The sequence below is a fragment of the Pseudomonas putida genome, assembly GCF_002906855.1.
Lineage (GTDB): Bacteria > Pseudomonadota > Gammaproteobacteria > Pseudomonadales > Pseudomonadaceae > Aquipseudomonas > Aquipseudomonas putida_N.
The window spans coordinates 2,530,129-2,555,348 of record NZ_MINI01000028.1 but is presented as its reverse complement, the minus strand read 5'-3'; the positions used below and the strand labels follow the sequence as shown (position 1 = coordinate 2,555,348).

Below are 25,220 nucleotides of genomic sequence, written 5' to 3'. Positions count from 1 at the left end.
GGTGGCGCGGACTCTACAGGATTTACTAACGATTCCCACCCCTCAGATCGTTATTGGATAAAACGACGACAGGCCGTCCCCTAAGCTCTGGCCGGAAAAGCACCTCCACCGAGGCAAAGCAGTTATTACAGTCGATAAGCGCAAAGGAGGGGCGGGGTTTACCGGCTACGTCGACCATGACGGTTGAAACTCCAGATGACGATGCCGAAGGTGTCGACCTCTTCGAACTCACCGACAGTGATAGGGGGGTACAGGGGATTCTCCGAAGACAAGACCTTGCAGCCGTTGACCAGATCTAATCGCTTAACGATCGGCTGGTTGTTCACATAAACGACGACGATGTCGCCCACCTCTGCGTCGAGTGACCGGTCGATCACGAGCAATGTGCCGTGGTAGATGCCAATACCGGACATGCTGTCGCCTTCGGTCTCGGCCAACCAGATATGAGGGGCTCGGAGGTTCAGCAGCACGTCGAGCGATATCGGTGGTTCGTAGTAGTCCGCAGCAGGGCTTGGGAAGCCTCCCTGGACCGTTCCGGAAAGGACGCTTACCAGAATGTTTGTTTCGACGTCGGTACACCTTCGGAGACGCATAAACGGCACTTCACTGTAACTGTACGCATATACAGTAACGCGCCCGGCACTCAAATTTCTAGAGCATTCGGTCTCCGGATCCAGGGCTCAGCGCCGTATCGATTGCATAAGCATAAGCATAAGCGGCGTCGGCCAGCTCCTGTCTTTCCCGGCGCTCCGCGTCGTCAATGAGATCAAGGCGATAGAGGGTGTCGAGATGCGCACGGAGCGCGCCATAGCGGAATGCTATGTCGCCGGCCGAGGTCAGCTGCTCAATCTCTACATCCCAAATGGCCAGCTCCTCGATCAATGTCGTCGCCATGGCTTGTCCTGGCGAAGCTTGATTAGAAGCTGCAGAACCAATCCGACGCGGCGTACTCGGCGTCGGCGAAGGTCATCTGCTTCATCGGGAAACTCGGTGGGTGGAATCCGGGTATTTTGCCAAAATCTGGAAGTCTTCTTCAGAGTTTCCCTAGTGTGCGCTCTCTTGCTTGGATGGCATTACGTTCTGGCCCAACGTTACTGTAGCGAATCCGCAGCAGTATCAATCAAAGCCTCCTGTATCCCGCGTGAAGAAAGACGCTACGTTGCGCCCGTTCTTCCACGGCTTCGCTTGCCGCCCCGCTACGGCAGATTCGAAGTATTCATCGAAATGTCATTCTTTAGAAGCAGTGCGGTAACAAGGAATTTCTACCCTTTGCATCGCGAACCGCAATTGTGCGGCCAGCAATATTGCGAAAGGTGAACAAATGACGCCCCATCCGATACAGGACGCCGTGCTGCGGGTCGACCGGTTGAGCGTCGTCTATCCAGGCGGCGTGACAGCCCTACGCGATACCTCGATTGCATTTCGGCGTGGTGAGTTCACCGTGCTGCTTGGTCTCTCGGGCGCAGGCAAGTCGACCTTGCTCCGTAGTCTCAATCGACTCGTCACGCCCACTGGCGGCAGTGTCACCAGCGAACTCGGTGAACTCGGCAGCGGCTCGGCCTTGCGTCAGCATCGTCGGCGTACCGCCATGATCTTTCAGCACCACCAGCTAATCGAACGTCAAAGCGCACTGGCTAATGTGCTGACCGGTCGGCTGGCCTTTCACAACACGCTCCGCTCGCTGTTTCCTCTGCCGCGTGCCGATCAGGAGATTGCGCTCAGTTGCCTCGCTCGGGTCGGTCTGGCAGACAAGGCGCTAAGCCGGGTGGACAAACTGTCCGGTGGCCAGCAGCAGCGGGTAGGCATCGCGCGTGCGCTAGCGCAACAGCCGGCGATCATTCTGGCCGATGAGCCGGTAGCCAGTCTCGACCCGGCCACTTCGGTCCGTGTTCTCGGATTGCTGCGCGACATCTGCAAGGAAGACGGCATCACCGCCATCGTTTCGCTGCATCAACTCGAATATGCCCGCCGCTTCGCCGATCGCGTCGTCGGGCTGGCCGATTCTCAGATCGTTTTCGATGCCGCGCCCTCGGAACTCACCGATGCGCAGCTTGAGCGCATCTATGCAGGCCGCTCTACGACTCAGCCAGCGAATGCTCCGGCTGAACCACCTGTCATGCTCGAACCTTCACAGGAGATGTCCCGATGAAACGCTTATCCGCGCTCTTATTGACTTGCTTGCTGTCCGCTGTTTCAAGTTTGTCCGCCCTAGCGGCCGATGCCGATCCGGATGTGCTAAAGGTTGCCCTGCTGCCGGACGAAAACGCCTCCGAGCTGATCAAGCGTAACCAGCCGCTGAAGGATTATCTGGAAGAGCATCTGGACAAGAAGGTGCAGCTGATCGTAACCACCGACTATTCCTCGATGATTGAGGCGCTGCGCTTTGGCCGTATCGACCTGGCGTATTTCGGTCCGCTGTCCTACGTCATGGCCAAAAGCAAAAGCGACATCGAGCCCTTCGCTGCCATGGTCATCGACGGCAAGCCGACCTATCGCTCGGTGATTATCGCCAATGTGGCGTCAGGCGTGAATGAGTATGCCGACCTTAAGGGCAAGAGAATGGCCTATGGTGACCGGGCATCGACGTCCAGCCATTTGATTCCCAAAACCGTGCTTCTTGAGACGGCCGATTTGACGGGTGGGCAGGACTACGAACAACATTTTGTGGGCACGCATGACGCCGTTGCCGTCAACGTGGCGAACGGCAACGCCGATGCGGGTGGGCTGTCGGAGGTAATTTTCAATCACGCAGCCGAACGTGGCCTGATCGATCCGAGCAAGGTGAAAGTACTTGGTTACAGCGGCGAATACCCCCAGTACCCCTGGGCGATGCGCTCGAACCTGAGCCCCGAGCTGAAAACCAAGGTGCGGGATGTATTCGTCGGTATCGACGATCCCGAAGTGCTGCGCAACTTCAAGGCCGAGGCCTTCGCGCCAATCACCGACGCCGACTACGATGTGATCCGCAACATGGGATCGCTGCTCGGCCTCGACTTCGCCACGATGTGAGCACCGATATGTCTTCTCATTACGACGTGCAGGCGCTGCCTGCAGAGCAACGCGAGCACATCCTTCGAGGCTTTGGCCTCGGTTGGTGGCGCCAGCTGGGGCAGGTGGCGATTGTATTCGGAGTGGTGCTGTTGGCCTGCTGGTACGTGGGGCTGCTCGATGCCACCACGCTGCTGAACGGGCTGCCCTCCATCGCGACCCTGGCAGGCGAGGCCATGCCGCCAGACTTTTCGGGCTATCGAAGCTGGATTCGCCCCTTGATCGACACCTTGGCGATGAGCATCGCCGGTACGGCCATCGCAGTGGTGTTCTCGCTGGTGGTGGCCTTCGTTGCAGCGCGCAATACGGCGCCGCACCCCCTTGTGTTCGGTGTTGCCCGGGTGCTGCTCAATGCCCTGCGGTCGGTGCCGGAGCTGATCATGGGCATCATCTTCGTTGCAGCCGTAGGGTTCGGCGCCTTGCCGGGCGTGCTTGCCCTGGGTCTGCATTCGGTCGGCATGGTCGGCAAGTTCTTCGCCGAGGCCATCGAGCACGTCGACGAAGCGCCGGTGGAAGCCGCTCGGGCGGCGGGGGCTACGCCGATGCAAGTGCTGCTGCACGCGGTTTTGCCACAGGTGACGCCGCAGTTCGCCGACGTGGCGATCTACCGCTGGGAATACAACTTTCGCGCCTCCACCGTGATGGGCATGGTTGGCGCCGGCGGTATCGGCTTCGAACTCATGGGCTCGCTGCGCATCATGCAGTACCAGGAGGTTGCAGCAATCCTGCTGGTCATCCTGGCCATGGTCACGCTAGTAGACGCCTTCAGTGGCGTGCTGCGCAAACATTTCAAATAGGACAAACCATGCTGCCGAAACTCGTTATAACTCACCGAGTACACGATGAGATCCTGCAACTGCTGGCGCCACATTGCGAGCTGATGACCAACCAGACCGACAGCACGCTGACGCGCGAGGAAATTCTGCGCCGCTGCCGCGATGCTCAGGCGATGATGGTGTTCATGCCCGATCGGGTCGATGCAGACTTTCTTCAAGCCTGCCCTGAGCTGCGTGTAGTCGGCTGCGCGCTCAAGGGCTTCGACAATTTCGATGTGGACGCCTGTACTGCCCGCGGGGTCTGGCTGACCTTCGTGCCTGATCTGTTGACCGTCCCGACTGCCGAGCTGGCGATCGGACTGGCGGTGGGGCTGGGGCGGCATCTGCGGGCAGCAGATGCGTTCGTCCGCTCTGGCGAGTTCCAGGGCTGGCAACCACAGTTCTACGGCACGGGGCTGGATAACGCTACGGTCGGCATCCTTGGCATGGGCGCCATCGGACTGGCCATGGCTGATCGCTTGCAGGGATGGGGCGCGACCCTGCAGTACCACGAGGCGAAGGCTCTGGATACACAAACCGAGCAACGGCTCGGCCTGCGCCAGGTGGCGTGCAGCGAACTCTTCGCCAGCTCGGACTTCATCCTGCTGGCGCTTCCCTTGAATGCCGATACCCAGCATCTGGTCAACGCCGAGCTGCTTGCCCTCGTACGGCCGGGCGCTCTGCTTGTAAACCCCTGTCGTGGTTCGGTAGTGGATGAAGCCGCCGTGCTCGCGGCGCTTGAGCGAGGCCAGCTCGGCGGGTATGCGGCGGATGTATTCGAAATGGAAGACTGGGCTCGCGCGGACCGGCCGCGGCTGATCGATCCTGCGCTGCTCGCGCATCCGAATACGCTGTTCACTCCGCACATAGGGTCGGCAGTGCGCGCGGTGCGCCTGGAGATTGAACGTTGTGCAGCGCAGAACATCATCCAGGTATTGGCAGGTGCGCGCCCAATCAACGCTGCGAACCGTCTGCCCAAGGCCGAGCCTGCCGCATGTTGAATCCGGTCTGGCTGAAGAGCCTGGTAGCGATCGTTCAAACAGGCAGTTTTCAGAGCGCGGCGAGGGCGTTGGGGCTGGCCCAGCCGACGGTGTCGCAGCACTTGCAGAAGCTTGAAGAGCAGGTCGGCGTAACGCTGGTGCAGCGCAGTCGTAGCGGCTGCCAGCCTACCACACGGGCGCTGGCCTTCATGCCGCATGCGACCGCCTTGCTCGACATGCACGCCCGGGCGCTAGAAGCCCTGCATGGCAATCGTGAGCGCGTCGGGGCCAGCTCCAACATCGGCACCTACCTTCTCCAGCCATTCGTGCGCAACTATCTGACGACCGCAAATGAGAGGGGCGAGGTGGATCTGCGCATCGCCGCCAACCCGGATGTGGCCGACCAGCTACTGGCGGGCCAGCTCGACGCCGCGATCATGGAATGGTGGCTACCTCACCCCGACTTCGAACACCGCCTCTGGCGGGTCGAGCCGCTGGTGCTTATCGTCAGCCCCGACCATGCGCTGGCTGAAGCAGGGTGCATAGAACGTGATCGTCTGGTGGACCTGCCGATGCTGGGAGGTGAACCGGGTAGCGGTACCGGACGGCTTCTGACCGAATACTTTGGCGAACTGGGCGTGCCTCGCAGCGGTATGCAGCTAGGCAGCACCGAGGCAGTCAAACAAGCAGTGAGGGCGGGACTCGGCGTGTCGTTGGTGATGGCTTCCGCAGTACAAGACGAAGTTCGCAGTGGCGCGCTGGTAGCTCTTCCCATCCCGGGGCTTGAAAAGCGTCTCCAACTGATCTGGCGCAAACCTCCCGGAAATCTGCACCCGCCGGGATTTGTGCGGCACTTATTGGAGGAGGCAGATCTAGCTGGATAAGGTGATGGATGGTTGCGATCCAGCGCTTGGCTTGTCAGCCTAGGGAAACTCTGAAAAAGACTTTCTGATTTGGCAAAATACCGCGACCCCACCCACCGAGTTTCCCGATGAAGCAGATGACCTTCGCCGACGCCGAGTACGCTGGCAAGCGCAAGCAAACCCGCAAGGAGTTGTTCCTGATCGAGATGGATCGGGTGGTGCCGTGGAAGGGCTTGATTGCTTTGATCGAGCCACATTATCCGAAGGGTGAAGGTGGCCGTCCGGCCTACCCGTTGATGGCGATGCTGCGTGTGCATCTGCTGCAGAACTGGTTCGGCTACAGCGATCCAGCGATGGAGGAAGCGCTGTACGAAACCACGATCCTGCGCCAGTTTGCCGGGCTGAACCTGGAGCGCATCCCCGACGAAACCACCATTCGACGACCTGCTGGAGCTGTACTGCGGCAACGGCAACTTCACTCTGCCGCTGGCCACCCGCGTGCGTCGCGTGCTGGCCACCGAGATCAGCAAGACCTCGGTCAACGCGGCGCTGGCCAATATCGCTGACAACGGCATCGACAACATCGAGCTGGTGCGCCTCTCCGCCGAGGAGCTGACCCAGGCGCTGAACGAGGTGCGGCCGTTCCGCCGCCTCGCCGATATCGACCTGAAGCGCTACGATTTCGGCAGCGTCTTCGTCGACCCACCGCGCGCCGGCATGGACCCGGACACCTGCGAACTGACCCGTCGCTTCGAGCGCATCCTCTACATCTCCTGCAACCCGGAAACCCTGGCGCAGAACATCGCCCAGCTGGCCGACACCCACCGCATCGAACGCTGCGCGCTGTTCGACCAGTTCCCCTACACCCACCACATGGAATCCGGGGTGCTGCTGGTCCGCAAGTGACCCGCTGCGATTGAACGCCGGCGGCCAACCGGCGCTCACATCCGTAACCCTCACGGATTACGGAGGCACACGCATGCTGGTATTCGAGTCGATCTACACCGAAGGTCTGGCGCAGATTTCCTATCTGGTGGGCGACAGCAAGGCCGCCGTCGCCGCGGTGATCGATCCGCGGCGCGACGTCGAGGTCTACCTCGACCTGGCGCGCGACAAGGGCCTGCGCATCGCCTATGCCATCGAGACGCACATCCACGCCGACTTCGTTTCCGGCGCCCAGGCGCTGGCCGAACGCTGCGGCGCCGAGATCATCGGCGGACTACGCCTTCGGGCTGCGTCAGGTGGACGACGGCGAGGTGCTGGAACTGGGTCAGGTCAGCCTGGAAGTGCTGCACTCGCCAGGCCACACCCCCGAGCACATCTCGCTGCTGCTACGTGACAGCCAGCAGGGCGAAGCGCCCTTCGCGCTGTTCACCGGCGATACGCTGTTCAACCTCGACGTCGGCCGCCCCGACCTGCTCGGCGAGGACAGCACCAAGCAGCTGGCAGCGCAGCTCTACGCCACGCTGTTCACCCGCTACCTGCCGCTCGGCGAACGCATCGAGATCTACCCCTGCCACGGCGCCGGCTCGGCCTGCGGCAAATCCATCGGTGACCGTCGCCACTCCACCCTCGGCAACGAATTGCTGTTCAACCCGGCGCTGAACCAGCGCCGCACCGAGCAGGAGTTTGTCGACTGGCTGCTCGACGGCATGCCCGAGCCGCCGCGCCACTATGCGCGGCTCAAGCAGCTCAACGCGCGCCCGCTCGAACGCCTGCATGGCCCGGCGCTGCCACCGCCGTTGGCGCCGGAGGAGTTCCGCCAGCGCACCGCCGATCACGATGCCGTGCAGCTGGTGGATGTGCGCTCGATCCTCGCCTTCGGCGGCGGCCATGTGCCGGGTGCGCTGAACATCGCGCTGCGCGACGAGTTCGCCAGCTGGGCCGGCTGGATGCTCGACGACCAGCGACCGATCTACCTGATCGGCGAGGACAGTGTGGAGGTCCACCAGGCGACGCTGCAGCTCTATCGCATCGGCCTCGACCAGGTCGCCGGCTACCTGCGCAACGGCATGACCGACTGGCAGAACGCCGGCCTGCCGCTGGCGTGCGTCATGCAGTGGACGGTGCACGAACTCGACCGCCGGCGCGGCGACCCCGAGGTCCAGGTACTCGACGTGCGCTCCCCCGAGGAGGTTGCGCAGGGCCGCGTGCCCGGCGCGCGGCATGCCTTCGTCGCGCACCTGCCGCAGCATCTCGAGCAGCTGGACCGGGACGGCATCGTCGCGGTCTATTGCGGCAGCGGCTATCGCGCCTCGATTGCCGCGAGCCTGCTCAAGCGCCACGGCTTCAACCGGGTCGCCAACGTGCCCGGTTCCTGGGCCGCCTGGCGCAAGCATGACCTGCCGGTGGCGCAGCGCTGAATTCGCCGCGGCACGATCCGCATCAGCTGAAGAATGGCCAATCGCTTTTTCCACCGGCCAGAGGCACAGGTACTGCCGGATAAGGCTGCGCCGTTATCCACCCTACGCCCCGTCGATCACCCGATGCGCAGGGTGGATAACGGCCAGCGGCCTTTCCCACACGTCAGTATTCGACTTGCAGTTCGGCGCTGCGCGGTTCGGCTTGGCAGGCCAGCGCCCAGCCCTGACGCACCTCGCTTTCGCTCAGCACCTGGTTGCTGCGCATGCTCACGCTGCCCTCCACCACCCGGCACTTGCAGGCGGCGCAGACACCCGAGCGGCACGCGCTCGGCGGTTGCAGGCCAGCCTGTTCCATGGCCTCCAGCAGCACCTCGCCGCGCGGCACGTCCAGCTCGTGACGGCGACCGTCGAGCGCGACCCGCAGGCGGCTGCGGCGCCCGCCCGGTGCGGCCGTCGGCGCTGCGGCGGCAAAGCGTTCCAGATGGATACGCGCCGCATCCACACCCCGCTCGCCCAGCGCGGCACCCGCGGCATCCATGAACGGTTGCGGCCCGCAGATGAAGGCGTCGGCGGCTGACCAGTCAGCGATCTTCGTGGCAATCGCCGGGCCGCTCGGCACACCCTGCTCGGCATCGAGCCAGATGCGCAGCTGCAGGCGATCGGGGTAACGCGCAGACCACTCGGCCAGCTCCTCGGCAAAGATGGGGGGCTCGCAGAATTCGGAAAAAATCGTACGCTAAGGTTTTCCGGGCATCCGTAGGGGCCGAAACTTCCCGTCTTCCAGTCTGCGGCTCTGCCGCCAGACGTAATCGCCGGTGAGGTTGATGTGCTCCCAGCCCAGCGGCGACAGGAATTGCAGCAGCTCGCCGTCCACCGGCTTGCCGGCCTCGACCAACCCCTGGGTGGCGCGCTCCAGGTACACCGTGTTCCACAGCACGATAGCCGCCGTCACCAGGTTGAGGCCGCTGGCCCGGTAGCGCTGCTGCTCGAAGCTCCGATCCCTGATTTCCCCAAGGCGGTTGAAGAACACCGCCCTGGCCAGCGAGTTGCGCGCCTCACCTTTGTTCAGGCCGGCATGCACGCGGCGGCGCAGCTCAACACTTTGCAGCCAGTCTAGGATGAACAGCGTGCGTTCGATCCGGCCCAGCTCGCGCAGGGCCACGGCCAGGCCGTTCTGGCGCGGATAGCTGCCGAGCTTGCGCAGCATCAGCGAGGCAGTGACGGTGCCCTGTTTGATCGAGCTGGCCAGGCGCAGGATGTCGTCCCAATGGGCGCGGACGTGCTTGATGTTCAGGGTGCCGCCGATCAGCGGCCGCAGCGTCGGGTAGGTCTGCACGCCCTGCGGCACGTACAGCTTGGTTTCGCCGAGGTCGCGGATGCGCGGCGCGAAACGGAAGCCCAGCAGGTGCATCAGGGCGAAGACGTGATCGGTGAAGCCGGCCGTGTCGGTGTAGTGCTCCTCGATCCGCAGGTCGGACTCGTGGTACAGCAGGCCGTCGAGCACATAGGTGGAATCGCGCACGCCGACATTCACCACGCGGGTGCTGAACGGCGCGTACTGGTCGGAGATATGGGTGTAGAACAGCCGTCCCGGCTCACTGCCGTACTTCGGGTTGACGTGTCCGGTGCTCTCGCCCCGGCCGCCAGCCCGGAAACGCTGGCCATCGGAGGATGAGGTGGTGCCGTCGCCCCAGTGGGCGGCGAAGGCATGCTGGTACTGGTGGTTGACCAGCTCGGCCAGGGCCGCCGAATAGGTCTCGTCGCGGATGTGCCAGGCTTGCAGCCAGGACAGCTTGGCGTAGGTCAGACCGGGGCTCGACTCGGCCATCTTGGTCAGCCCGAGGTTGATCGCATCACCGAGGATCGCGGACAGCAGCAACGTCCGGTCTTTGGCCTCGGCCCCGTCCTTCAGGTGGGTGAAGTGGCGGCTGAAGCCCGTCCAGTCGTCCACGTCCATCAGCAGTTCGGTGATCTTGATGCGCGGCAGTAACTGACTGGTCTGGTCGATCAGCGCCTGCGCCCGATCCGGCACCGCCGCATCCAGCGGGGTGATCTTCAACCCGGACTCGGTGAGGATGGCATCGGGCAGCTCGTTGTCCTTGGCCAGGCGGGCGACAGTGGCCAACTGCTCGTCCAGCAGCTGCAAGCGCTCTTCCAGATACTGGTCGCTGTTCGGGTTGATCGCCAGCGGCAGGGCCTGTTCCCGCTTGAGCGCGGCGAACTTCTCGGCCGGCAACAGGTAGTCGTCGAAGTCGCGGAACTGCCGCGAGCCCTTGACCCAGATGTCGCCGGAGCGCAGGGCGTTCTTCAGCTCGGACAGGGCGCAGATTTCGTAGAAGCGCCGGTCGAGGCCTTCCGGGGTGATCACCAGTGGCTTCCAGCGCGGCTTGATGAAGGCGGTGGGAGCATCGGCCGGCACCTTGCGCAGGTTGTCGGCGTTCATCTCGCGCAGCGTCTGCACGGCTGCCAGCACGCCCTGCGCGGCCGGGGCGGCGCGCAGCTCCAATACCTCCAGCAGAGCCGGCGTGTAGCGGCGCAGGGTGGCGAAGTTCTCGCCGACCAGGTGCAGGTGGTCGAAGCCCTCCGGCCGGGCCAGCAGCTCGGCTTCGCTGACGCTCTCGGTGAACTCGTCCCAGGGGATCACCGCCTCGATGGCGGCATAGGGGTCGCTGCCGGCTTCCTTGGCCTCCAGCAGCGCCTGGCCGATCTTGGAGTACAGGCGCACCTTGTCGTTGATCGCCTTGCCCTGCTTCTGGAACTGCTGCTGATGCTTGTGCTTCGCGCCGCTGAACAGCTTGACTAGGATGCGGTCGTGCAGATCCACCAGCTCATCAATCACGGTTGCAGTGCTCTCCAGCACCACGGCGGCCAGGGTCGCATAGCGCCGCTGCGGCTCGAACTTGCCGAGGTCTTTGGGCGTCATCTGCCCACCCTCGCGGGCCAGCTTGAGCAGGCGGTTCTGGTGGATGTGCCGGCCCAGGACTTCGGGCAAGTCCACCAGCTGAAATGTCTTCAGCCGCTCGATGTGCTCAAGCATGTGCCGAGAGTTGGGTTTCAGCGGTGCCTGGCGCAGCCAGGTCAACCAGGTGATGCTGCTGCCGGCCTTGAGCTTCAACAGCTCGTCCAGCTTGGCCCGATGCGAGTCCGTGAGCGGTTCAACCAGGGCGCGGTAGACCCGCCGATTGGCCCGTGCAATGGCCTCCGAGCAAGCCCGGTCGATCACGCTCAACGCCGGCAGGATGCGTCGCTTCTGCCGCAGGCTCTCCAGCGCCTGGCCGGCCAGCAGCAAGCCCTTGTCGGTCTGCTGGGCCAGTTCGGTCAGCTCGCGCACCAGGGCGCGGAAGTCGGACAGGCCGAACGGGGCCAGTTGAAGGTAGGTGCGCAGTTCCTGGGCGTGCTCGCGACGGGTCACATCGCGCTCGCCGTACTTCGTCCAACTCGCCGGATCGGTCTGGACTTGCTTGGCCACCCACAGGATGACCGGTTCGGGCAGCTCGCTGTCAGTGCCCAACGCATAGCCGGGGTAGCGCAGCAGGCAGAGTTGCACGGCGAAGCCGAGGCGGTTGGCGTCGCCGCGCCGCTGACGGATCAGCGACAGGTCGGAGTCGTTGAAGGTGTAGTAGCGGATCAGGTCATCCTGGCTTTCTGGCAACGCGAGCAGGGTGCCCCGCTCCGTGGCCGAGAGGATCAAGCGACGCGGCATGTGTCAGTCGTCCGTGCGGAGGTACTGGTAGAGGGTTTCCCGGCTGATGTTGAACTCGCGGGCAAGCTGCGCCTTGGGCTCGCCGGCCGTCGCTCGCTGCCGCAGGGTAGCAGCCTGCTCATCGGACAGGGCTTTCTTGCGGCCCCGGTACGCGCCACGCTGCTTGGCCAAGGTGATGCCCTCACGCTGCCGCTCGCGGATCAGGGCGCGCTCGAACTCAGCGAAGGCCCCCATCACCGACAGCATCAGGTTGGCCATCGGCGAGTCCTCGCCAGTGAACACCAGGCCCTCCTTCAGGAACTCGATGCGCACGCCGCGTTGAGTCAGCTTCTGTACCAAGCGACGCAGGTCATCGAGGTTGCGGGCCAGCCGGTCCATGCTGTGCACCACCACTGTATCGCCTTCGCGGACGAAGCTCAGCAGCGCTTCGAGCTGGGGGCGCTGGGTGTCCTTGCCCGATGCCTTGTCGGTGAACACCTTGCTCACCTGTGTCTGTTCCAGCTGGCGTTCCGGGTTCTGGTCGAAGCTGCTGACCCGGACGTAGCCGATGCGGTGCCCCTGCACGATGTCTCCTTGGTTGAAGGCGGCTTAAGTGCTCCTTCTGTTCCGTTGTGCCTCAAACCCCGTTTCTGTCAGGCTGAAATCTATGACCTTCGCAGGCATGTGTCAAAAATGCGAAAGATGACTCTATTCTGACTAAGCGGCGCGGCCCTGCCTGACATCCAGTTAGGGTATACCTCAAATTGACACTGCGTATTCCAGAGAACGTGATGACGGAAGGTTGAACCTTCCGTCATAGCGCATCTGGTTTGGCCTCCCGTCAGCCAACCACGGGAAACACTGACTCGATCATTGGAGAATGGTCAGCTTGGCCTTGAGATCAATGGCTCTCGCGAAGTTGTGGTAATTCGGCGATGTTCGCTGCACCTGCGCGTGCAATGCTTTCAGCGCCGCCGAATCCGCCGACGACTCCATTTCGACCTCATACTCGACCTGGTCGTACCCTGGATTGATCCCAGGATCGATTCCAAGAAAACCTCTCAGATCGAGGCTTCCCTTCGTGCGGATAGTCAGCGATTGCAACTCGATGTTCATTGCCGCCGCATTTGCCGCGTAGGTTGCAGTCATGCATGCGTTCAACGCAGCCAGGATCAATTCTTGTGGATTAGCGGCCGTGTCGGTACCGAGCAATTCTGCCGGTTCGTCCGCGTCGATGACAAAGCCGCGCGCCAAGGCCGTGTCACCTAGTACGAGCGGCATGGTTCGCGCACGCGTCCGGGTGCCACCCTCCCAGGTTGTCACGACGCCGAACGTCGCGATGCCTGCGGCGGGCTTTGCTGCGACCTGATCTGCAAACTCACGCAATGCGCCGACGTTGATCCCGTTGCCGGGAGTTCCTTTAATGTTTGTGTTCATTTCTCGTTCCCCCATTATGTGTTACGCCCGGCCATCACGCCGCCGTCAACGTCCCAGATTGCGCCCGTCACCCATGCTGCCTTGTCCGACAACAGGAAGAGGATGACCTCGGCGACGTCTTGTGGCGTCCCAACCCTGCCGATTGGGTGGAAGCTGTTGAATCCCTGTAAGGCGCCATGAACCTCGGCCTTGGGTATGAATCCCTCGTAAATCGGCGTTTCGACAACCGCCGGAGAAACGGCATTGACCCTGATTTGTTTGGATGCCAGCTCCATCGCAAGGTGCTGGGTCAGCGAATGCAAACCTGCTTTTGCCATCGAATACGCGGACGACGGCGTAGCCGCAATCGCCTGCTTGCCCCACATCGAGCCGATGTTCACAATGGCGCCGGGACGCTCGCTGGCCACGAGATTGGCCACGACTTTTTGTGTGATGAAGAAGAACGCTTTATTCAACGTCAAATATTGTTCGTAATCACTTTCCGTGTGCTCAAGAAACGCCTTCGGGAAGAACACCCCAGCCGCGTTGACCAGAAGATTGATGTCCTTGTGGTGTTCATCGATGGTATGCAGGAGTCGCTTCACATCTTCGGCTCGCGAGAGATCGGCAGTCAGGGCGGTCACGGTGCCCAACGACGACAGCGCCTTGCGGGCCTCTTCGGCCTTGTCTTCACGGTGACCGACGATGACGACGCTTCCGCCTTGCTCAAGAACCATGCGGGCAGTTTGCAGTCCCATCCCGCTAGTGCCGCCGATGACCAACAACTTCTTGCCATTAAATTCAGTACTCATAATAATCTCCTTAACTACCAACTAAATGGTAGGGTTGTGTTGCAAAAAAAGTGCCGACCTCAGGTCAACACGGTGGAAAGAAAAGTGTTTCCAACTTCGGCCGGTCCGCGTGACGACCGCATGCCACGGCCCACCATCATCGAGCCTTCCAACGCGCACAAGAATGCCTCTGCGAGAGCCTCTGGGGTGGAATTCGAGGTGATCAGCGCGGCACGCTGACCATCGGCAACGACAAGAGTCAACCAGTCGAGATTGACTTTAAAGAATCGCTCGACCTCGCTCACAACGGCGTCCGGCAGCGAGTCCGACTCGGCACCCAACATGCCGCAGACACAAAGGCGCCGGTCCTTGGCGAAGGTGCGTTCGAAAAGTGCCGCATACGCAGTTAGCCTGTCAGGCGCTTTCGCATGCTGCCCTTCGATGCTCAGCAACTCCTCACGAAACCGGTGCGTGTAGCGCTGTGCGACCACGGCCACGAGTTCACCCTTCTTGGGAAAGTGGTGGTGGATACTTGGTTTTTTGATGCCTACCAACTGGGCCACGTCGTCGTATGAGAAGCCGTTGTAGCCGTGCTGCTGTACCAACCCTTCAGCGGCATCGACCACCCGCTCGGCGGTCGGCGAGATTTCGGAGAAATGCTTCATGCAAGCGCCTCATTTGATTCGGCGACTGGCAGGTGGCCTGTCTTGACCAGGATGGTGCAGCCTGTATTGCTGAAGGGACGGTGAGCACTCAAATGCGGACTGCGCATCCATGTGCCGGTAGGGTAGCTTCCGAACTCATCCTCAAAGACGCCTTCCAACACATAGATTTCTTCACCGCCGTAGTGACGATGCGAATTGAATCGTGTCCCCGGGGCCCAGCGCACCAAAGCCGTATGTTGTGTGTCGAACTCAGAAAGTGGCATCACCGACAGACCCGGCACGAGGCCTGGAAACCAGGGGCCGTTACGGGTGTCGACCACGGTGCGTTGGCTGTCGGCTAGATCAAGATGGCGCAGCTTGACGAACAACGTGCAACCCGTCGCGGAGCTCGGTGCATGCGAAGAACCTGGTGGATTCTTGATGTAAGTCCCAGGCCCGAAGGTCCCGGATTCGTCGCTGAATTCGCCGTCCAGGACCAGAATCTCCTCGCCCAAGTCGTGCTTATGATTTTCAAAAGCGGAGCCCGGCGCGTATCGCACGATCGAGGTGGCACGCGCCACTTCGTCGCCATCACGCTCCAGTAACTGGCGTTGAATCCCGGTCGCTGGCGAATCGACCCACTGTAAGCTTGAAGGCTCGACGACAACACGCTGCGAAAGATCTGAATTGAGTTTCATGGCTTTATTTCATCTACCGACTACTTGGTAGGTAAGTTATAAGATCCCGATTTGTTTGTCAAATAGCTTTCGCCATTTTCTTTCATCCATTGAAAAAACAATGAATTGGTTACAAGAACTCGCGAAGCTTAGCGTACGATTTTTTCCGAATTCTCTATCGTCCCCCATGAAGGCCATGAAACTGGTGCCGGACAGCAGCATCACCGCCTTGATGATCTGCACCCAGGTGGTGGCGAGCATGCCGCCGAAGGTGACATAGGCGACCATCAGCACGCCGACCAGCATCACCGCATACAGGTAGCTGATGCCGAACAGCAGCTCGATCAGCTTGCCGGCGCCGACCATCTGCGCCACTAGGTACATCAGTGCCACCACCAGGGTGCCGAAGGCCGAACTGAGGCGCACCGGGGTCTGTGCCAGGCGGTACGAAACCACGTCGGCGAAGGTGTACTTGCCCAGGTTGCGCAGGCGCTCGGCGATCAGGAACAGGATGATCGGCCAGCCGGCCAGTACGCCCAAGGCATACAGCAGGCCGTCGTAGCCGTTCATGAACATCATCGCGGAAATGCCGAGGAACGACGCCGCGCTGATCATGTCCCCGGCAATCGCCAGGCCGTTCTGCATGCCGGTCAGGTCGCCGCCAGCGGTGTAGAAGTCACTGGCCGAACGGGTGCGCAGGGCTGCCCAGCGGGTCACCAGCAAGGTGAAGCAGACGAACACCATGAACATCGAAATGGCAGTCCAGTTCATTGCGCGCACTCCTGCTTGAGCCTGTCGTTGAGCGGGTCAAGCACGTTGTTGGCACGGTGCACGTAGATGCCGGTGAGGGCGAAGGGCAGCAGTACCATCAGCACGCCGACCAGCATGCCGACGGTGGTCACGCCGCCGCTCAGGGACTGGCCGAGGGTGCTGGGGGAGAACGCCACCAGCAGGACGAAGCCGTAGTAGATCACCAGCATGGCAAGGGTCAGGCTGCCGTTGAGGCGGCGTTTGCGCCGGACCAGGTGCTGGAAATCGGGGTGGTTGCTGATGCTTTCGATGTGTTCCGGGGTCATGGCAAGCGATCTCTTTTGTTTTGTAATTGTTGTAATCAGGTCACTTTGGGGTGTTGCTGATGGCCTCTCGCGGATAAATCTGCTCCTACAGGGCGCAGCTGTGCCTGTATGAGCGGATTGATCCGCGATGAAGGCGACGCGGTGTCAGAGCTGGTCGAAGTCGAGCACCACCTTGTCGCTCACCGGGTAGGTCTGGCACGACAGCACATAGCCGGCCGCCACTTCGTAGTCCTCCAGGGCATGGTTGCTGTCCATCTCCACTTCGCCCTCGATCACCCGGCACTTGCAGGTCGAGCACACGCCGGCCTTGCACGAGTAGGGCAGTTCGGCGCCGATGGCGTTGCCGGCATCCAGCACGTTCTGGCTATTGCGCGGCAGGTCGAAGCTCAGTGCCCGGCCATCGCTGATCACGGTGATATGGCTGAGCGCCGAGTCCACCTGGTGGGCGGTCACGCGGGCTTCACGGCGGGTTTCGTTGCCGGCAGCGGCGAACAGCTCGAAGTGGATACGCTCCTTGGCCAGACCGTTGGCCTGCAGGCTGTCGCGCACGGTCTCGGTCATCGCCTGCGGGCCGCAGATGAACGCGGCATCGAGGCTGGGCACGTCCATCCAGCGCGAGAACAGCTGGCCGCATTTGTCGGCGTCGATGCGGCCGTTGTACAGGTCGACATCCTGCTGCTCACGGCTGAACACGAAAATCAGGTTTAGGCGTTCGAGGTAACGGTTTTTCAGGTCTTCGAGCTGGTCGCGAAACAGCGCCCCGGAACTGGAGCGGTTGCCGTACAGCAGGGTGAAGCTGCTGTGTGGCTCGCTGGCCAGGGTGGTGGCGATGATCGACAAAATCGGTGTGATGCCACTGCCAGCGGCAACGCCTAGGTAGTTGCCCTGGCGCGCCGGGTCCAGCGGCACGAAGAAGCTGCCAGAGGGCGGCATCACTTCCAGCTGCTGGCCGGCCTTGAGCACTTCGTTGGCAAAGGCCGAGAAGCGCCCGCCGGGCACGCGCTTGACCGCTACCCGCAGCTCGCCGTCCTGCACGGCGCTGCAGATGGAATAGGAGCGGCGGACTTCTTCGTTGTCCAGCTGGGTGCGCATCACCAGGTACTGGCCCTGGGTGAAGCGGAAGGCCGCTTGCAGGTGCGCCGGTACGTCGAAGGCGATCGACACCGCATCACGGGTTTCGTTGCGCACTTGCTTGATGGTCAGGCTGTGAAACTGGCTCATGGTGGTCTCCACGGCTCAAATGCATTTGAAATAGTCGAACGGCTCCAGGCACTCACGGCAGCGGTACAGCGCCTTGCAGGCCGTGGAGCCGAACTGGCTGAGCAATTCGGTGTGGTGGCTGCCGCATTGCGGGCAACACACCTCGGGGGCCACGCCGAGCAGGCTGCGCTTGCTGGCGCTGCCGTGCGGCGGGGCGATGCCATAGGCACGCAGGCGTTCACGGCCCAGTTCGCTGATCCAGTCGGTGCTCCAGGCCGGGGTCAGCCTGCGCTCCAGGTCTGGCGCGGCGAACCCGGCCTGTTCCAGCGCCTGGCGAATATCACTTTCGATCACCTCGGTGGCCGGGCAGCCGGAGTAGGTCGGCGTGACCACAAGGTGCAAGTGCCCGGCACGCCAGTCGAGGTCGCGCACAATCCCCAGGTCGACCACACTGACCACGGGCACTTCCGGGTCCATCACCTGGCCCAGTACCTCCCAGGCCCGCGCCAGGTCGTCGCCGCGCGGCGCACGGGCGCCACGGTCGCCGGCAATCAGCTCACCAGGTTGCATCGGGGTAGGCCCTTGGCAGGAACTGCATCTCGGCCAAAAGCAGGCCCAGGTGTTCGGTGTGCAGGCCCTGGCGACCGTTCAGGTAGAAGTGGCTGGCAGCCTTGGGCAGTGGCAGCTCGACCGATTCGAAAGTCGCGCTCACCTGTTTCAGCCAGGCCGCACCAACCGCTGCGGGGGCGGCGGCAATGCCGGCCTGTGCCAGTTGCACCTCGTTGTCGCTGCCGGCGCTGAGCTCGACGGTGAAGCGCCACACGGCAGGGATCGCTTCCAGCATGCGGCGGCGGCTTTCATCGGTGCCGCCACCCAGGCGCTGCACCCATTCGGCGGAGCGGCGCAGGTGATAGGTGACCTCTTTCAAGGCCTTGGCGGCAATGCCGGCGATACGTTCGTCGCTCGACTCGACCAGGCCCTGCAGCACGGCTTGGTGCCAGGCGTCGTAAAGGAACTGCTTGGTCATGGTCACGGCGAAGTCGCCATTGGGTTGCTCGACCAGCAGCAGGTTGCGGAATGCGCGCTCGTCGCGGCGGAACGCCAGGACATCGGCGTCGCGGCCGTCATCCAGCAGCTCGGCGGCGTACTCCAGCCAGTTGCGCGCCTGGCCCACCAGGTCAAGGCCGACGTTCATCAACGCCAGTTCTTCTTCCAGTGCCGGCGCATGGCCGCACCATTCGCACAGGCGCTGGCCCTGGATCAGGGCACTGTCGCCAAGCAGCAGCAAATACGGGATCAGATCGTGCTTGTGCATGGCCAACCTCACATGTGCCCGACTTCGTCGGGCAGTTCGTAGAAGCTGGCATGGCGATAGACCTTGTCGTCCGAAGGGGCGAACAGCGGGTCTTTCTCGTCGGGCGAGGAGGCGGTGATCAGTGCCGACGGCACCACCCACAGGCTCACGCCTTCGCTGCGGCGGGTGTACAGCTCGCGGGCGTTCTCGATGGCCATGGCGGCGTCGGCGGCATGCACGCTGCCGACATGCTTGTGGTTAAGGCCGTGCTTGCTGCGCACGAACACTTCGTAGAGGGTCCAGACAGACATTTTCGATCTCCGCATCAATCGCCGCTCAGGCGGCGTTCTTGTTCTGTTGCTTGCGTGCATAGGCCACGGCCGCTTCGCGTACCCAGGCGCCATCCTCGATGGCCTTGCGCCGGGTGGCGACGCGTTCCTGATTGCACGGGCCGTTGCCCTTGATGACTTCGTAGAACTCATCCCACTGGATTTCGCCGAAGTCGTAGTGGCCGCGCTCGGCGTTCCACTTCAGGTCCGGGTCGGGAGCGGTGCAGCCGAGCAGCTCGAGCTGGGGCACGGTCTGGTCGATGAAACGCTGGCGCAGCTCGTCGTTGGTCTGGCGCTTGATCTTCCAGGCCATCGACTGGGCGCTGTTGGGGGAGTGCTCGTCGCTCGGGCCGAACATCATCAGCGCCGGCCACCAGAGGCGGTTGATGGCGTCCTGGACCATGTCCTTCTGCGCCTGGGTACCCTCGCGCATCATGGTCAGCAGCAGTTCGTAGCCCTGGCGCTGGTGAAAGCTCTCTTCCTTGCAGATGCGGATCATGGCGCGGGAGTAGGGGCCGTAGGAGGTGCGCTGCAGCACCACCTGGTTGACGATGGCAGCGCCATCGACCAGCCAGCCCACGGCGCCCATGTCGGCCCAGCTCAGGGTCGGGTAGTTGAAGATGCTCGAATACTTGGCCTTGCCGCTGTGCAGCTTGGCGACTTCCTCGTCGCGGTCGGCGCCGAGGGTTTCCATGGCGCTGTACAGGTACAGGCCGTGGCCGGCTTCGTCCTGGATCTTGGCCATCAGTTGCAGCTTGCGCTTGAGGCTGGGGGCACGGGTGACCCAGTTGCCTTCAGGCAGCATGCCGACGATTTCCGAGTGGGCGTGCTGGGAGATCTGCCGGATCAGGGTCTGGCGGTAGGCCTCGGGCATCCAGTTCTTGGCTTCGATCTTGATTTCGGCGTCGATCTTTTCCTGGAAGTTGCGCTCTTCGGGCGACATCTCATCCAGCGACTTGACGCGCTTGACTCCGGTTTCCACTAGCTGTGCGTACATGTTCCGACTCCTGCTAAGGCATGAGTCATTTGTAAGCGATACAAAACATAACGTCAAACAGTTTTATGTGTATCAAATAAGATTTGTGTATCGCTTTGAGGGTTCGACGGGGGATTTTCAGCGCCTGGGAGATCGAGCGCCGCCCGCGCGGCGCTTCGCGGGGCAAGCCCGCTCCTACATTTGTTTCGGGCCAGTAAAGCCTGTGCCATTGGCGCGCGTACCCCTTGGTGCATGGCTCGATATCGCGTCGTACGAACAAGGGGCCGCGTGCCAATGGATGCAGGAGATATTGGCCCGAAACAAATGTAGGAGCGGGCTTGCCCCGCGAAGCGCCGCGCGGGCGGCGCTCGATCTCATAGGCGCCACAAAACTCAAGGCGTACAGGCAAAAAAAACCCCGGACAATGCCGGGGCCGAAAAGGCAGCCGATGACTCAGCTGGCCAACCGTTTGTCGAACACATGGCAAGCCTTGCCTTCGGAACGCTTGAGCGTGCCGCAAGGCTGCAGCAGTACTTGGGTACTGATGCCGATGTAGGTCTTGATCTGCTTGCTCAACTCCCCGACCACCAGCTTGCGCTGCGACTCATCGAGGTGCTTGCATTCCGCACGCAACTCCACATGCACCTCGACGCTGTCCAGGTTACCATTGCGATACAGATGAATCTCATAAAGCTCTGAAAGCTGTTTTATTTTAAGCACCTGTTCCTCGATCTGCGTCGGGAACACGTTCACCCCGCGAATGATCAGCATGTCGTCACTGCGCCCGGTGATCTTGCCAATGCGCCGCATCGGTCGCGCCGTGCCTGGCAGCAGACGGGTGAGGTCGCGGGTGCGGTAGCGCACCATCGGCAGCGCCTCCTTGCTCAGCGAGGTGAACACCAGCTCACCCAGTTGACCGTCCGGCAGCACCGCGCCGGTCACCGGGTCGATGATCTCGGGGTAGAAGTGGTCTTCCCAGATGGTCGGGCCATCCTTGGTCTCGATGCACTCCATGGCCACGCCCGGGCCCATGATTTCCGACAGGCCATAAATGTCCAGAGCATCGATACCCAGGCGCTGTTCGATGGAGCGCCGCAGCTCGTCGGTCCACGGCTCGGCGCCAAAGATGCCCAGGCGCAGCTTCAGGTCATGGGGGGCGATGCCCTGGCGCTCGATCTCGTCGGCGAGGTTGAGCATGTAGGACGGCGTGACCATTATGATGTCGGGCTGGAAGTCGCGGATCAGCTGCACCTGCTTCTCGGTCTGTCCGCCGGACATGGGGATCACCGTGCAGCCCAGGCGCTCGGCGCCGTAGTGGGCACCCAGGCCGCCGGTGAACAGCCCATAGCCGTAGGACACATGCACCTTGTCGCCCTTGCGCCCGCCTGCGGCGCGGATTGAGCGGGCAACCACGTTGGCCCAGGTGTCGATGTCGTTCTGGGTGTAACCGACCACGGTCGGCTTGCCGGTGGTGCCGCTGGAGGCGTGCAGGCGCACTACCTCTTCCTGGGGCACGGCAAACATGCCGTAGGGGTAGTTGTCGCGCAGGTCGTTCTTGCCGGTGAAGGGGAACTTCGCCAGGTCGTCGAGGGATTTCAGGTCATCCGGGTGGGCGCCGGACTCGTCGAAGCGCTTGCGGTACAGCGGCACCTTGTCATAGGCGTGCTTCAGGCTCCAGCGCAGCCGTTCCAGCTGGTGCTGGCGCAGGGCGTCGATACTGGCGGTTTCCATCGGGTCCAGCAGGGCACGATCGGCATCATGGTACATGTTCATGGCTTCACTCGAATTGTTCTTGTACGTCGGCCGCTTGCCAGGGCAAGCGGCTTATCGTGAGTGTCATGGACGCAGCATATATGGGCGGCGTCGCGTTCGGTAACAAGCCTTTGGTCAGAGACGCTCGATGACCATGGCAATGCCTTGGCCAACGCCGATGCACATGGTGCACAGGGCATAGCGGCCGCTGGTATGTTCAAGCTGGTGCAAGGCCGTGGTGACCAGCCGCGCACCGCTCATGCCCAGCGGGTGGCCCAGGGCGATGGCGCCGCCATTGGGGTTGACCCGCGGGTCGTCGTCGGCCAGGCCCAGTTCACGCAGCACGGCGAGGCCTTGGGCGGCGAAGGCTTCGTTGAGCTCGATGACGTCCATGTCGGCCAGCGCCAGGCCGGTCAGCTCCAGCACCTTGCAGGTTGCCGGTACCGGGCCGATGCCCATGATGCGTGGCTCGACGCCGGCAACGGCCATGCCGACGATACGCCCTCGGGCCTTGAGGCCGTGGCGGTGGGCAGCCGCGCTGCTGGCCAGCAGCAGGGCGCAGGCGCCGTCATTGACGCCGGAAGCGTTGCCGGCCGTGACGCTGCCGCCCTGGCGAAACGGCGTGCCCAGCTTCGCCAGCTGTTCCAGGGTAGTATCGGCACGCGGGTGCTCGTCCTGCTCGACACGGATGGCCGGGGCTTTGCGCTGGGCGATCTCGACCGGCACGATCTCCTGAGCCAGGCGGCCATTGGCCTGGGCGGCTGCCGCCTTGTGCTGGCTGCGCAAGGCAAAGGCGTCTTGGTCGGCACGGGAGATGCCAAACTGCTCAGCGACGTTCTCTGCGGTTTCAGGCATCGAGTCGATGCCGTACTCGGCCTTCATCAGTTTATTGACGAAACGCCAGCCGATGGTGGTGTCGAACAGCTCGGCGCTGCGGCCGAACGCTTGCTCCGACTTACCTATGACGAACGGCGCGCGCGACATCGACTCGACGCCACCGGCCAGCATCAGCCCGGCCTCGCCACAGCGCAGGGCGCGGGCGGCATTGCCGATGGCGTCCAGGCCCGAGCCGCACAGACGGTTGATGGTGGTGCCCGGCACGCTGATCGGCAGCCCAGCCAGCAGGCCGGCCATGCGCGCAACGTTGCGGTTGTCTTCACCGGCCTGGTTGGCGCAGCCGAGGATCACATCGTCGATGGCCTGCCAGTCCAGCTCCGGGTGGCGTGCGATCAGGGCCTTGATCGGCACAGCAGCCAGGTCGTCGGCACGGACGCTGCTCAATGCGCCGCCGTAACGGCCGATGGGGGTGCGCACGGCATCGATGATCAGGGCATCGAGGGGCTTGGCTTCAATCATCTGGGGTCTCCTGCGCGAGCACGGTGCCGCGCACTTGGTAGGATTTGCCGCGGAACAGGGCGATCAGCTCGCCGCGCTGGTTTTCGATGCGCACGTCATACACGCCGGTACGGCCTTTACGGCTGAGTTCGATGGCCGAAGCGACGAGCAGGTCGCCCGGCAGCGCTGCGGCGATGTAGTCGATACTGCAGCCCTGGGCGACCGTGGCCTTGTCCTGGCTGTTGCAGGCAAAGGCGAAGGCCGAGTCGGCCAGGGCGAACAGGAAGCCGCCATGGCAGGTGCCATGGCCCTGCAGCATGTCGGCGCGCACAGTCATGCTCAGGCGCGCCCGGCCGGGGCCTATGTCGAGCAAGGTGATGCCCAGGCCTTGTGTGGCCTGATCGCGGGAATACAGGGCGTCGGCACAGGCTTGGGCCAGCTCAGTGGGATTACGCTGCAGGTCAGTCATGCAGGTTCGCTCCTTGTTCGGCGCTGCGGCGCAGCAGCAGGGAAGGCCGGTAGCGGCTTTCGCCGTAGCTGGCCTGCAGGTTTTCCAGCACGCGCAAGGTGTAACCGACGCCAAGCTGCTCGGCCCAGGCCAACGGGCCACGGGGGTAATTGACCCCGGCACACATGGCCAGGTCGATGTCTGCGGCGCTGCCGACGCCCTGCAGCACCGCATCGGCTGCTTCGTTGGCGAGCATGACAACCGTGCGCAGCACCACCAGGCCAGGCAGGTCGGCGATGCCGGTCACTTGCAGGCCGGCGTGTTGTAACAGCGCCACTGCCTGCTCGCGCGCCTCGGCCGTGGTGTCGGCCGACCAGCTGATGGCAATGCGTGTGGCGGCCTGGTAATCCAGCGCAAGGTCGACCAGCACCAGGTTGCGCAGGCCCTCTTCACGGGCACGCTGACTGGCCAGGCGGCCGTCGGACAGGGCCAGGGTGGCATCACCGACACGCAGCAGGCCGTTGCCGGCCCGCTCGGTGATGGCCAGGCCGCTGTCACGCAAGCGCGCAACCAGCGGCTGCAGGGCGCCCAGGTTGCCCTCGACCACGCAGCATTCGGCGCTGGCCTGGCTGCGCAGTTGCGCAGCCGGCGGGCGTTCGGCGCCCTCGGCATAGCTGTAGAAACCTTGGCCGCTCTTGCGCCCCAGGCGCCCGGCATCCACCAACTCTTTCTGCACCAGCGAGGGCTGGAAGCGGAAGTCGCCATAAAAGGCATCGAATACCGAGCAGGTAACAGCGTAGTTGACGTCGTGGCCGATCAGGTCGGTCAGTTCGAACGCACCCATGCGAAAGCCGCCGGCATCACGTAGCAGAGCATCCAGCGTCGCGCAGTCGGCAGCGCCTTCCTGCAGCAGGCGCAGGCTTTCGGCATAGAACGGCCGGGCCACGCGGTTGACGATGAAACCGGGGGTGGAACGCGTGTGCACGGGCTTCTTGCCCCAGGCTTTGGCGGTGTCATAGAGCGTGCTGGCGATAGCAGGCGCGGTTGCCAGGCCGGACACGATCTCCACCAGCGCCATCAACGGCGCCGGATTGAAGAAGTGCATGCCGACCACCTGTTGCGGCCGCTGCAGGCCGGCCGCGAGGCTGGTGATCGACAGCGACGAGGTATTGCTGGCGAGGATGCAGTCCTCGGCGCACAGGCCTTCCAGTTGCTGCAGCAACTGCTGTTTTACCTGCAGGTTCTCGATGATGGCCTCGATCACCAGGCGGGCGTCGGTCAGGGTTTCGATCGCCTCGACCGGCTGCAGGCGTGCGCTGATGGTTTCACGTGCTTCTGGCTGCAGTTTGCCTTTTTCCACCAGGCGCCCGAGCTGGCGGTCGATACCGGCGACTGCCTGGGCCGCGGCGCCAGGACGGTTGTCATAGAGCTTTACCGGGTGGCCGGCCTGGGCCGCGACCTGGGCAATACCAGCCCCCATGGCGCCTGCGCCGATAACCGCCACCAGGGCTTTGCTGTTCAGTGCGCTCAT

General features: G+C 62.9%; 26 protein-coding genes and 4 pseudogenes. 9 read left to right on the top strand and 21 right to left on the bottom strand.

The window, feature by feature from the left end; genetic code table 11:
• Positions 1 to 46: 46 nt before the first annotated feature.
• From BGP85_RS29575 to BGP85_RS12330, 3 genes and pseudogenes are all read right to left on the bottom strand, one after another.
• Positions 47 to 178: pseudogene (locus tag BGP85_RS29575) on the bottom strand (Y-family DNA polymerase); the annotation flags it as partial.
• Entirely contained in the window at positions 159 to 593 is a 435-nt protein-coding gene (locus BGP85_RS12335; RefSeq protein ID WP_070087030.1) for a LexA family protein, read from the bottom strand. The gene BGP85_RS12335 and the pseudogene BGP85_RS29575, both read right to left, overlap by 20 nt.
• A gap of 58 nt (positions 594 to 651) precedes the next feature.
• Positions 652 to 894 carry a hypothetical protein gene (locus BGP85_RS12330; protein WP_103446245.1) on the bottom strand — a complete coding sequence of 81 codons (243 nt, stop codon included), beginning with the start codon at positions 892 to 894 and terminating at the stop codon, positions 652 to 654.
• 427 nt (positions 895 to 1,321) lie between these two features.
• Here BGP85_RS12330 and phnC point away from each other — a divergent pair, with 427 nt between their 5' ends.
• The 9 genes and pseudogenes from phnC to BGP85_RS12290 all read left to right on the top strand — a co-directional run bounded on the left by phnC (position 1,322) and on the right by BGP85_RS12290 (position 8,069).
• A complete protein-coding gene (phnC, locus tag BGP85_RS12325; protein WP_070087028.1) occupies positions 1,322 to 2,149 on the top strand; it encodes a phosphonate ABC transporter ATP-binding protein in 828 nt (275 codons plus the stop codon).
• Entirely contained in the window at positions 2,146 to 3,009 is an 864-nt protein-coding gene (gene phnD / locus BGP85_RS12320) for a phosphate/phosphite/phosphonate ABC transporter substrate-binding protein (RefSeq protein ID WP_070087027.1), read from the top strand. Before phnC ends, phnD begins: the two co-directional genes overlap by 4 nt.
• Before the next feature lie 8 nt (positions 3,010 to 3,017).
• Entirely contained in the window at positions 3,018 to 3,845 is an 828-nt protein-coding gene (phnE, locus tag BGP85_RS12315; protein ID WP_003118430.1) for a phosphonate ABC transporter, permease protein PhnE, read from the top strand.
• An 8-nt stretch (positions 3,846 to 3,853) separates the two neighbouring features.
• Complete coding sequence (gene ptxD, locus BGP85_RS12310; protein WP_094867759.1) at positions 3,854 to 4,864, top strand: phosphonate dehydrogenase PtxD; 1,011 nt, start codon at positions 3,854 to 3,856, stop codon at positions 4,862 to 4,864.
• A complete protein-coding gene (locus BGP85_RS12305) occupies positions 4,858 to 5,727 on the top strand; it encodes a LysR family transcriptional regulator (RefSeq protein WP_010466239.1) in 870 nt (289 codons plus the stop codon). The genes ptxD and BGP85_RS12305 overlap by 7 nt, the downstream gene beginning before the upstream one ends.
• Positions 5,728 to 5,834: 107 nt before the next feature.
• Positions 5,835 to 6,143: pseudogene (locus tag BGP85_RS12300) on the top strand (IS5/IS1182 family transposase); the annotation flags it as partial.
• A 1-nt stretch (position 6,144) separates the two neighbouring features.
• Positions 6,145 to 6,612, top strand: a pseudogene (locus BGP85_RS12295) (methyltransferase domain-containing protein); the annotation flags it as partial.
• Positions 6,613 to 6,685: 73 nt separating this feature from the next.
• On the top strand, positions 6,686 to 7,045 hold the full coding sequence (locus BGP85_RS29265; protein ID WP_230357762.1) for an MBL fold metallo-hydrolase: 360 nt from the start codon (positions 6,686 to 6,688) through the stop codon (positions 7,043 to 7,045).
• A complete protein-coding gene (locus tag BGP85_RS12290) occupies positions 6,948 to 8,069 on the top strand; it encodes a rhodanese-like domain-containing protein (RefSeq protein ID WP_232881381.1) in 1,122 nt (373 codons plus the stop codon). Before BGP85_RS29265 ends, BGP85_RS12290 begins: the two co-directional genes overlap by 98 nt.
• Before the next feature lie 163 nt (positions 8,070 to 8,232).
• Here BGP85_RS12290 and BGP85_RS12285 read toward each other — a convergent pair whose 3' ends face one another.
• From BGP85_RS12285 to paaH, 18 genes and pseudogenes are all read right to left on the bottom strand, one after another.
• The gene (locus BGP85_RS12285) at positions 8,233 to 8,688 is read right to left on the bottom strand and encodes a 2Fe-2S iron-sulfur cluster-binding protein (protein WP_232881379.1); all 456 of its coding nucleotides are present in this window, start codon (positions 8,686 to 8,688) and stop codon (positions 8,233 to 8,235) included.
• Positions 8,689 to 8,805: 117 nt separating this feature from the next.
• A complete protein-coding gene (locus BGP85_RS12280; RefSeq protein ID WP_010921731.1) occupies positions 8,806 to 11,772 on the bottom strand; it encodes a Tn3-like element TnAs1 family transposase in 2,967 nt (988 codons plus the stop codon).
• A 3-nt stretch (positions 11,773 to 11,775) separates the two neighbouring features.
• Entirely contained in the window at positions 11,776 to 12,336 is a 561-nt protein-coding gene (locus tag BGP85_RS12275; RefSeq protein ID WP_010921730.1) for a recombinase family protein, read from the bottom strand.
• A 285-nt stretch (positions 12,337 to 12,621) separates the two neighbouring features.
• Entirely contained in the window at positions 12,622 to 13,188 is a 567-nt protein-coding gene (locus BGP85_RS12270; RefSeq protein ID WP_004574805.1) for an OsmC family protein, read from the bottom strand.
• Between the two features lie 14 nt (positions 13,189 to 13,202).
• Positions 13,203 to 13,979 (bottom strand): SDR family NAD(P)-dependent oxidoreductase, encoded by a 777-nt coding sequence (locus BGP85_RS12265; RefSeq protein ID WP_004574804.1) that lies wholly within the window; start codon positions 13,977 to 13,979, stop codon positions 13,203 to 13,205.
• 59 nt (positions 13,980 to 14,038) lie between these two features.
• Entirely contained in the window at positions 14,039 to 14,623 is a 585-nt protein-coding gene (locus tag BGP85_RS12260) for a TetR/AcrR family transcriptional regulator (RefSeq protein WP_004574803.1), read from the bottom strand.
• Complete coding sequence (locus BGP85_RS12255; RefSeq protein ID WP_004574802.1) at positions 14,620 to 15,300, bottom strand: cupin domain-containing protein; 681 nt, start codon at positions 15,298 to 15,300, stop codon at positions 14,620 to 14,622. Before BGP85_RS12255 ends, BGP85_RS12260 begins: the two co-directional genes overlap by 4 nt.
• 165 nt (positions 15,301 to 15,465) lie before the next feature.
• Positions 15,466 to 16,056 (bottom strand): annotated as a pseudogene (locus BGP85_RS12250) (sodium:solute symporter family transporter); the annotation flags it as partial.
• Complete coding sequence (locus BGP85_RS12245; RefSeq protein WP_103447395.1) at positions 16,047 to 16,355, bottom strand: DUF485 domain-containing protein; 309 nt, start codon at positions 16,353 to 16,355, stop codon at positions 16,047 to 16,049. The pseudogene BGP85_RS12250 and the gene BGP85_RS12245, both read right to left, overlap by 10 nt.
• A 144-nt stretch (positions 16,356 to 16,499) precedes the next feature.
• Complete coding sequence (gene paaE, locus BGP85_RS12240) at positions 16,500 to 17,576, bottom strand: 1,2-phenylacetyl-CoA epoxidase subunit PaaE (RefSeq protein ID WP_103447394.1); 1,077 nt, start codon at positions 17,574 to 17,576, stop codon at positions 16,500 to 16,502.
• 15 nt (positions 17,577 to 17,591) lie between these two features.
• Positions 17,592 to 18,125 carry a 1,2-phenylacetyl-CoA epoxidase subunit PaaD gene (gene paaD / locus BGP85_RS12235; RefSeq protein ID WP_103447393.1) on the bottom strand — a complete coding sequence of 178 codons (534 nt, stop codon included), beginning with the start codon at positions 18,123 to 18,125 and terminating at the stop codon, positions 17,592 to 17,594.
• Positions 18,112 to 18,870 carry a 1,2-phenylacetyl-CoA epoxidase subunit PaaC gene (gene paaC / locus BGP85_RS12230; RefSeq protein ID WP_103447392.1) on the bottom strand — a complete coding sequence of 253 codons (759 nt, stop codon included), beginning with the start codon at positions 18,868 to 18,870 and terminating at the stop codon, positions 18,112 to 18,114. The genes paaD and paaC overlap by 14 nt, the downstream gene beginning before the upstream one ends.
• A gap of 8 nt (positions 18,871 to 18,878) precedes the next feature.
• Positions 18,879 to 19,160, bottom strand: coding sequence for a 1,2-phenylacetyl-CoA epoxidase subunit PaaB (gene paaB, locus BGP85_RS12225; protein WP_004374528.1), 282 nt, complete (start codon positions 19,158 to 19,160; stop codon positions 18,879 to 18,881).
• A 25-nt stretch (positions 19,161 to 19,185) separates the two neighbouring features.
• Positions 19,186 to 20,175, bottom strand: coding sequence for a 1,2-phenylacetyl-CoA epoxidase subunit PaaA (gene paaA, locus BGP85_RS12220; protein WP_103447391.1), 990 nt, complete (start codon positions 20,173 to 20,175; stop codon positions 19,186 to 19,188).
• A 432-nt stretch (positions 20,176 to 20,607) separates the two neighbouring features.
• Positions 20,608 to 21,927, bottom strand: a complete 1,320-nt coding sequence (paaK, locus tag BGP85_RS12215) for a phenylacetate--CoA ligase PaaK (RefSeq protein ID WP_103447390.1) — start codon at positions 21,925 to 21,927, stop codon at positions 20,608 to 20,610.
• Positions 21,928 to 22,041: 114 nt separating this feature from the next.
• Positions 22,042 to 23,262: a 3-oxoadipyl-CoA thiolase gene (pcaF, locus tag BGP85_RS12210; protein WP_103447389.1), complete on the bottom strand. Its 1,221-nt coding sequence runs from the start codon at positions 23,260 to 23,262 to the stop codon at positions 22,042 to 22,044.
• Positions 23,255 to 23,710 (bottom strand): hydroxyphenylacetyl-CoA thioesterase PaaI, encoded by a 456-nt coding sequence (paaI, locus tag BGP85_RS12205; RefSeq protein WP_103447388.1) that lies wholly within the window; start codon positions 23,708 to 23,710, stop codon positions 23,255 to 23,257. Before paaI ends, pcaF begins: the two co-directional genes overlap by 8 nt.
• Entirely contained in the window at positions 23,703 to 25,220 is a 1,518-nt protein-coding gene (gene paaH, locus BGP85_RS12200) for a 3-hydroxyacyl-CoA dehydrogenase PaaH (RefSeq protein WP_103447387.1), read from the bottom strand. The genes paaI and paaH overlap by 8 nt, the downstream gene beginning before the upstream one ends.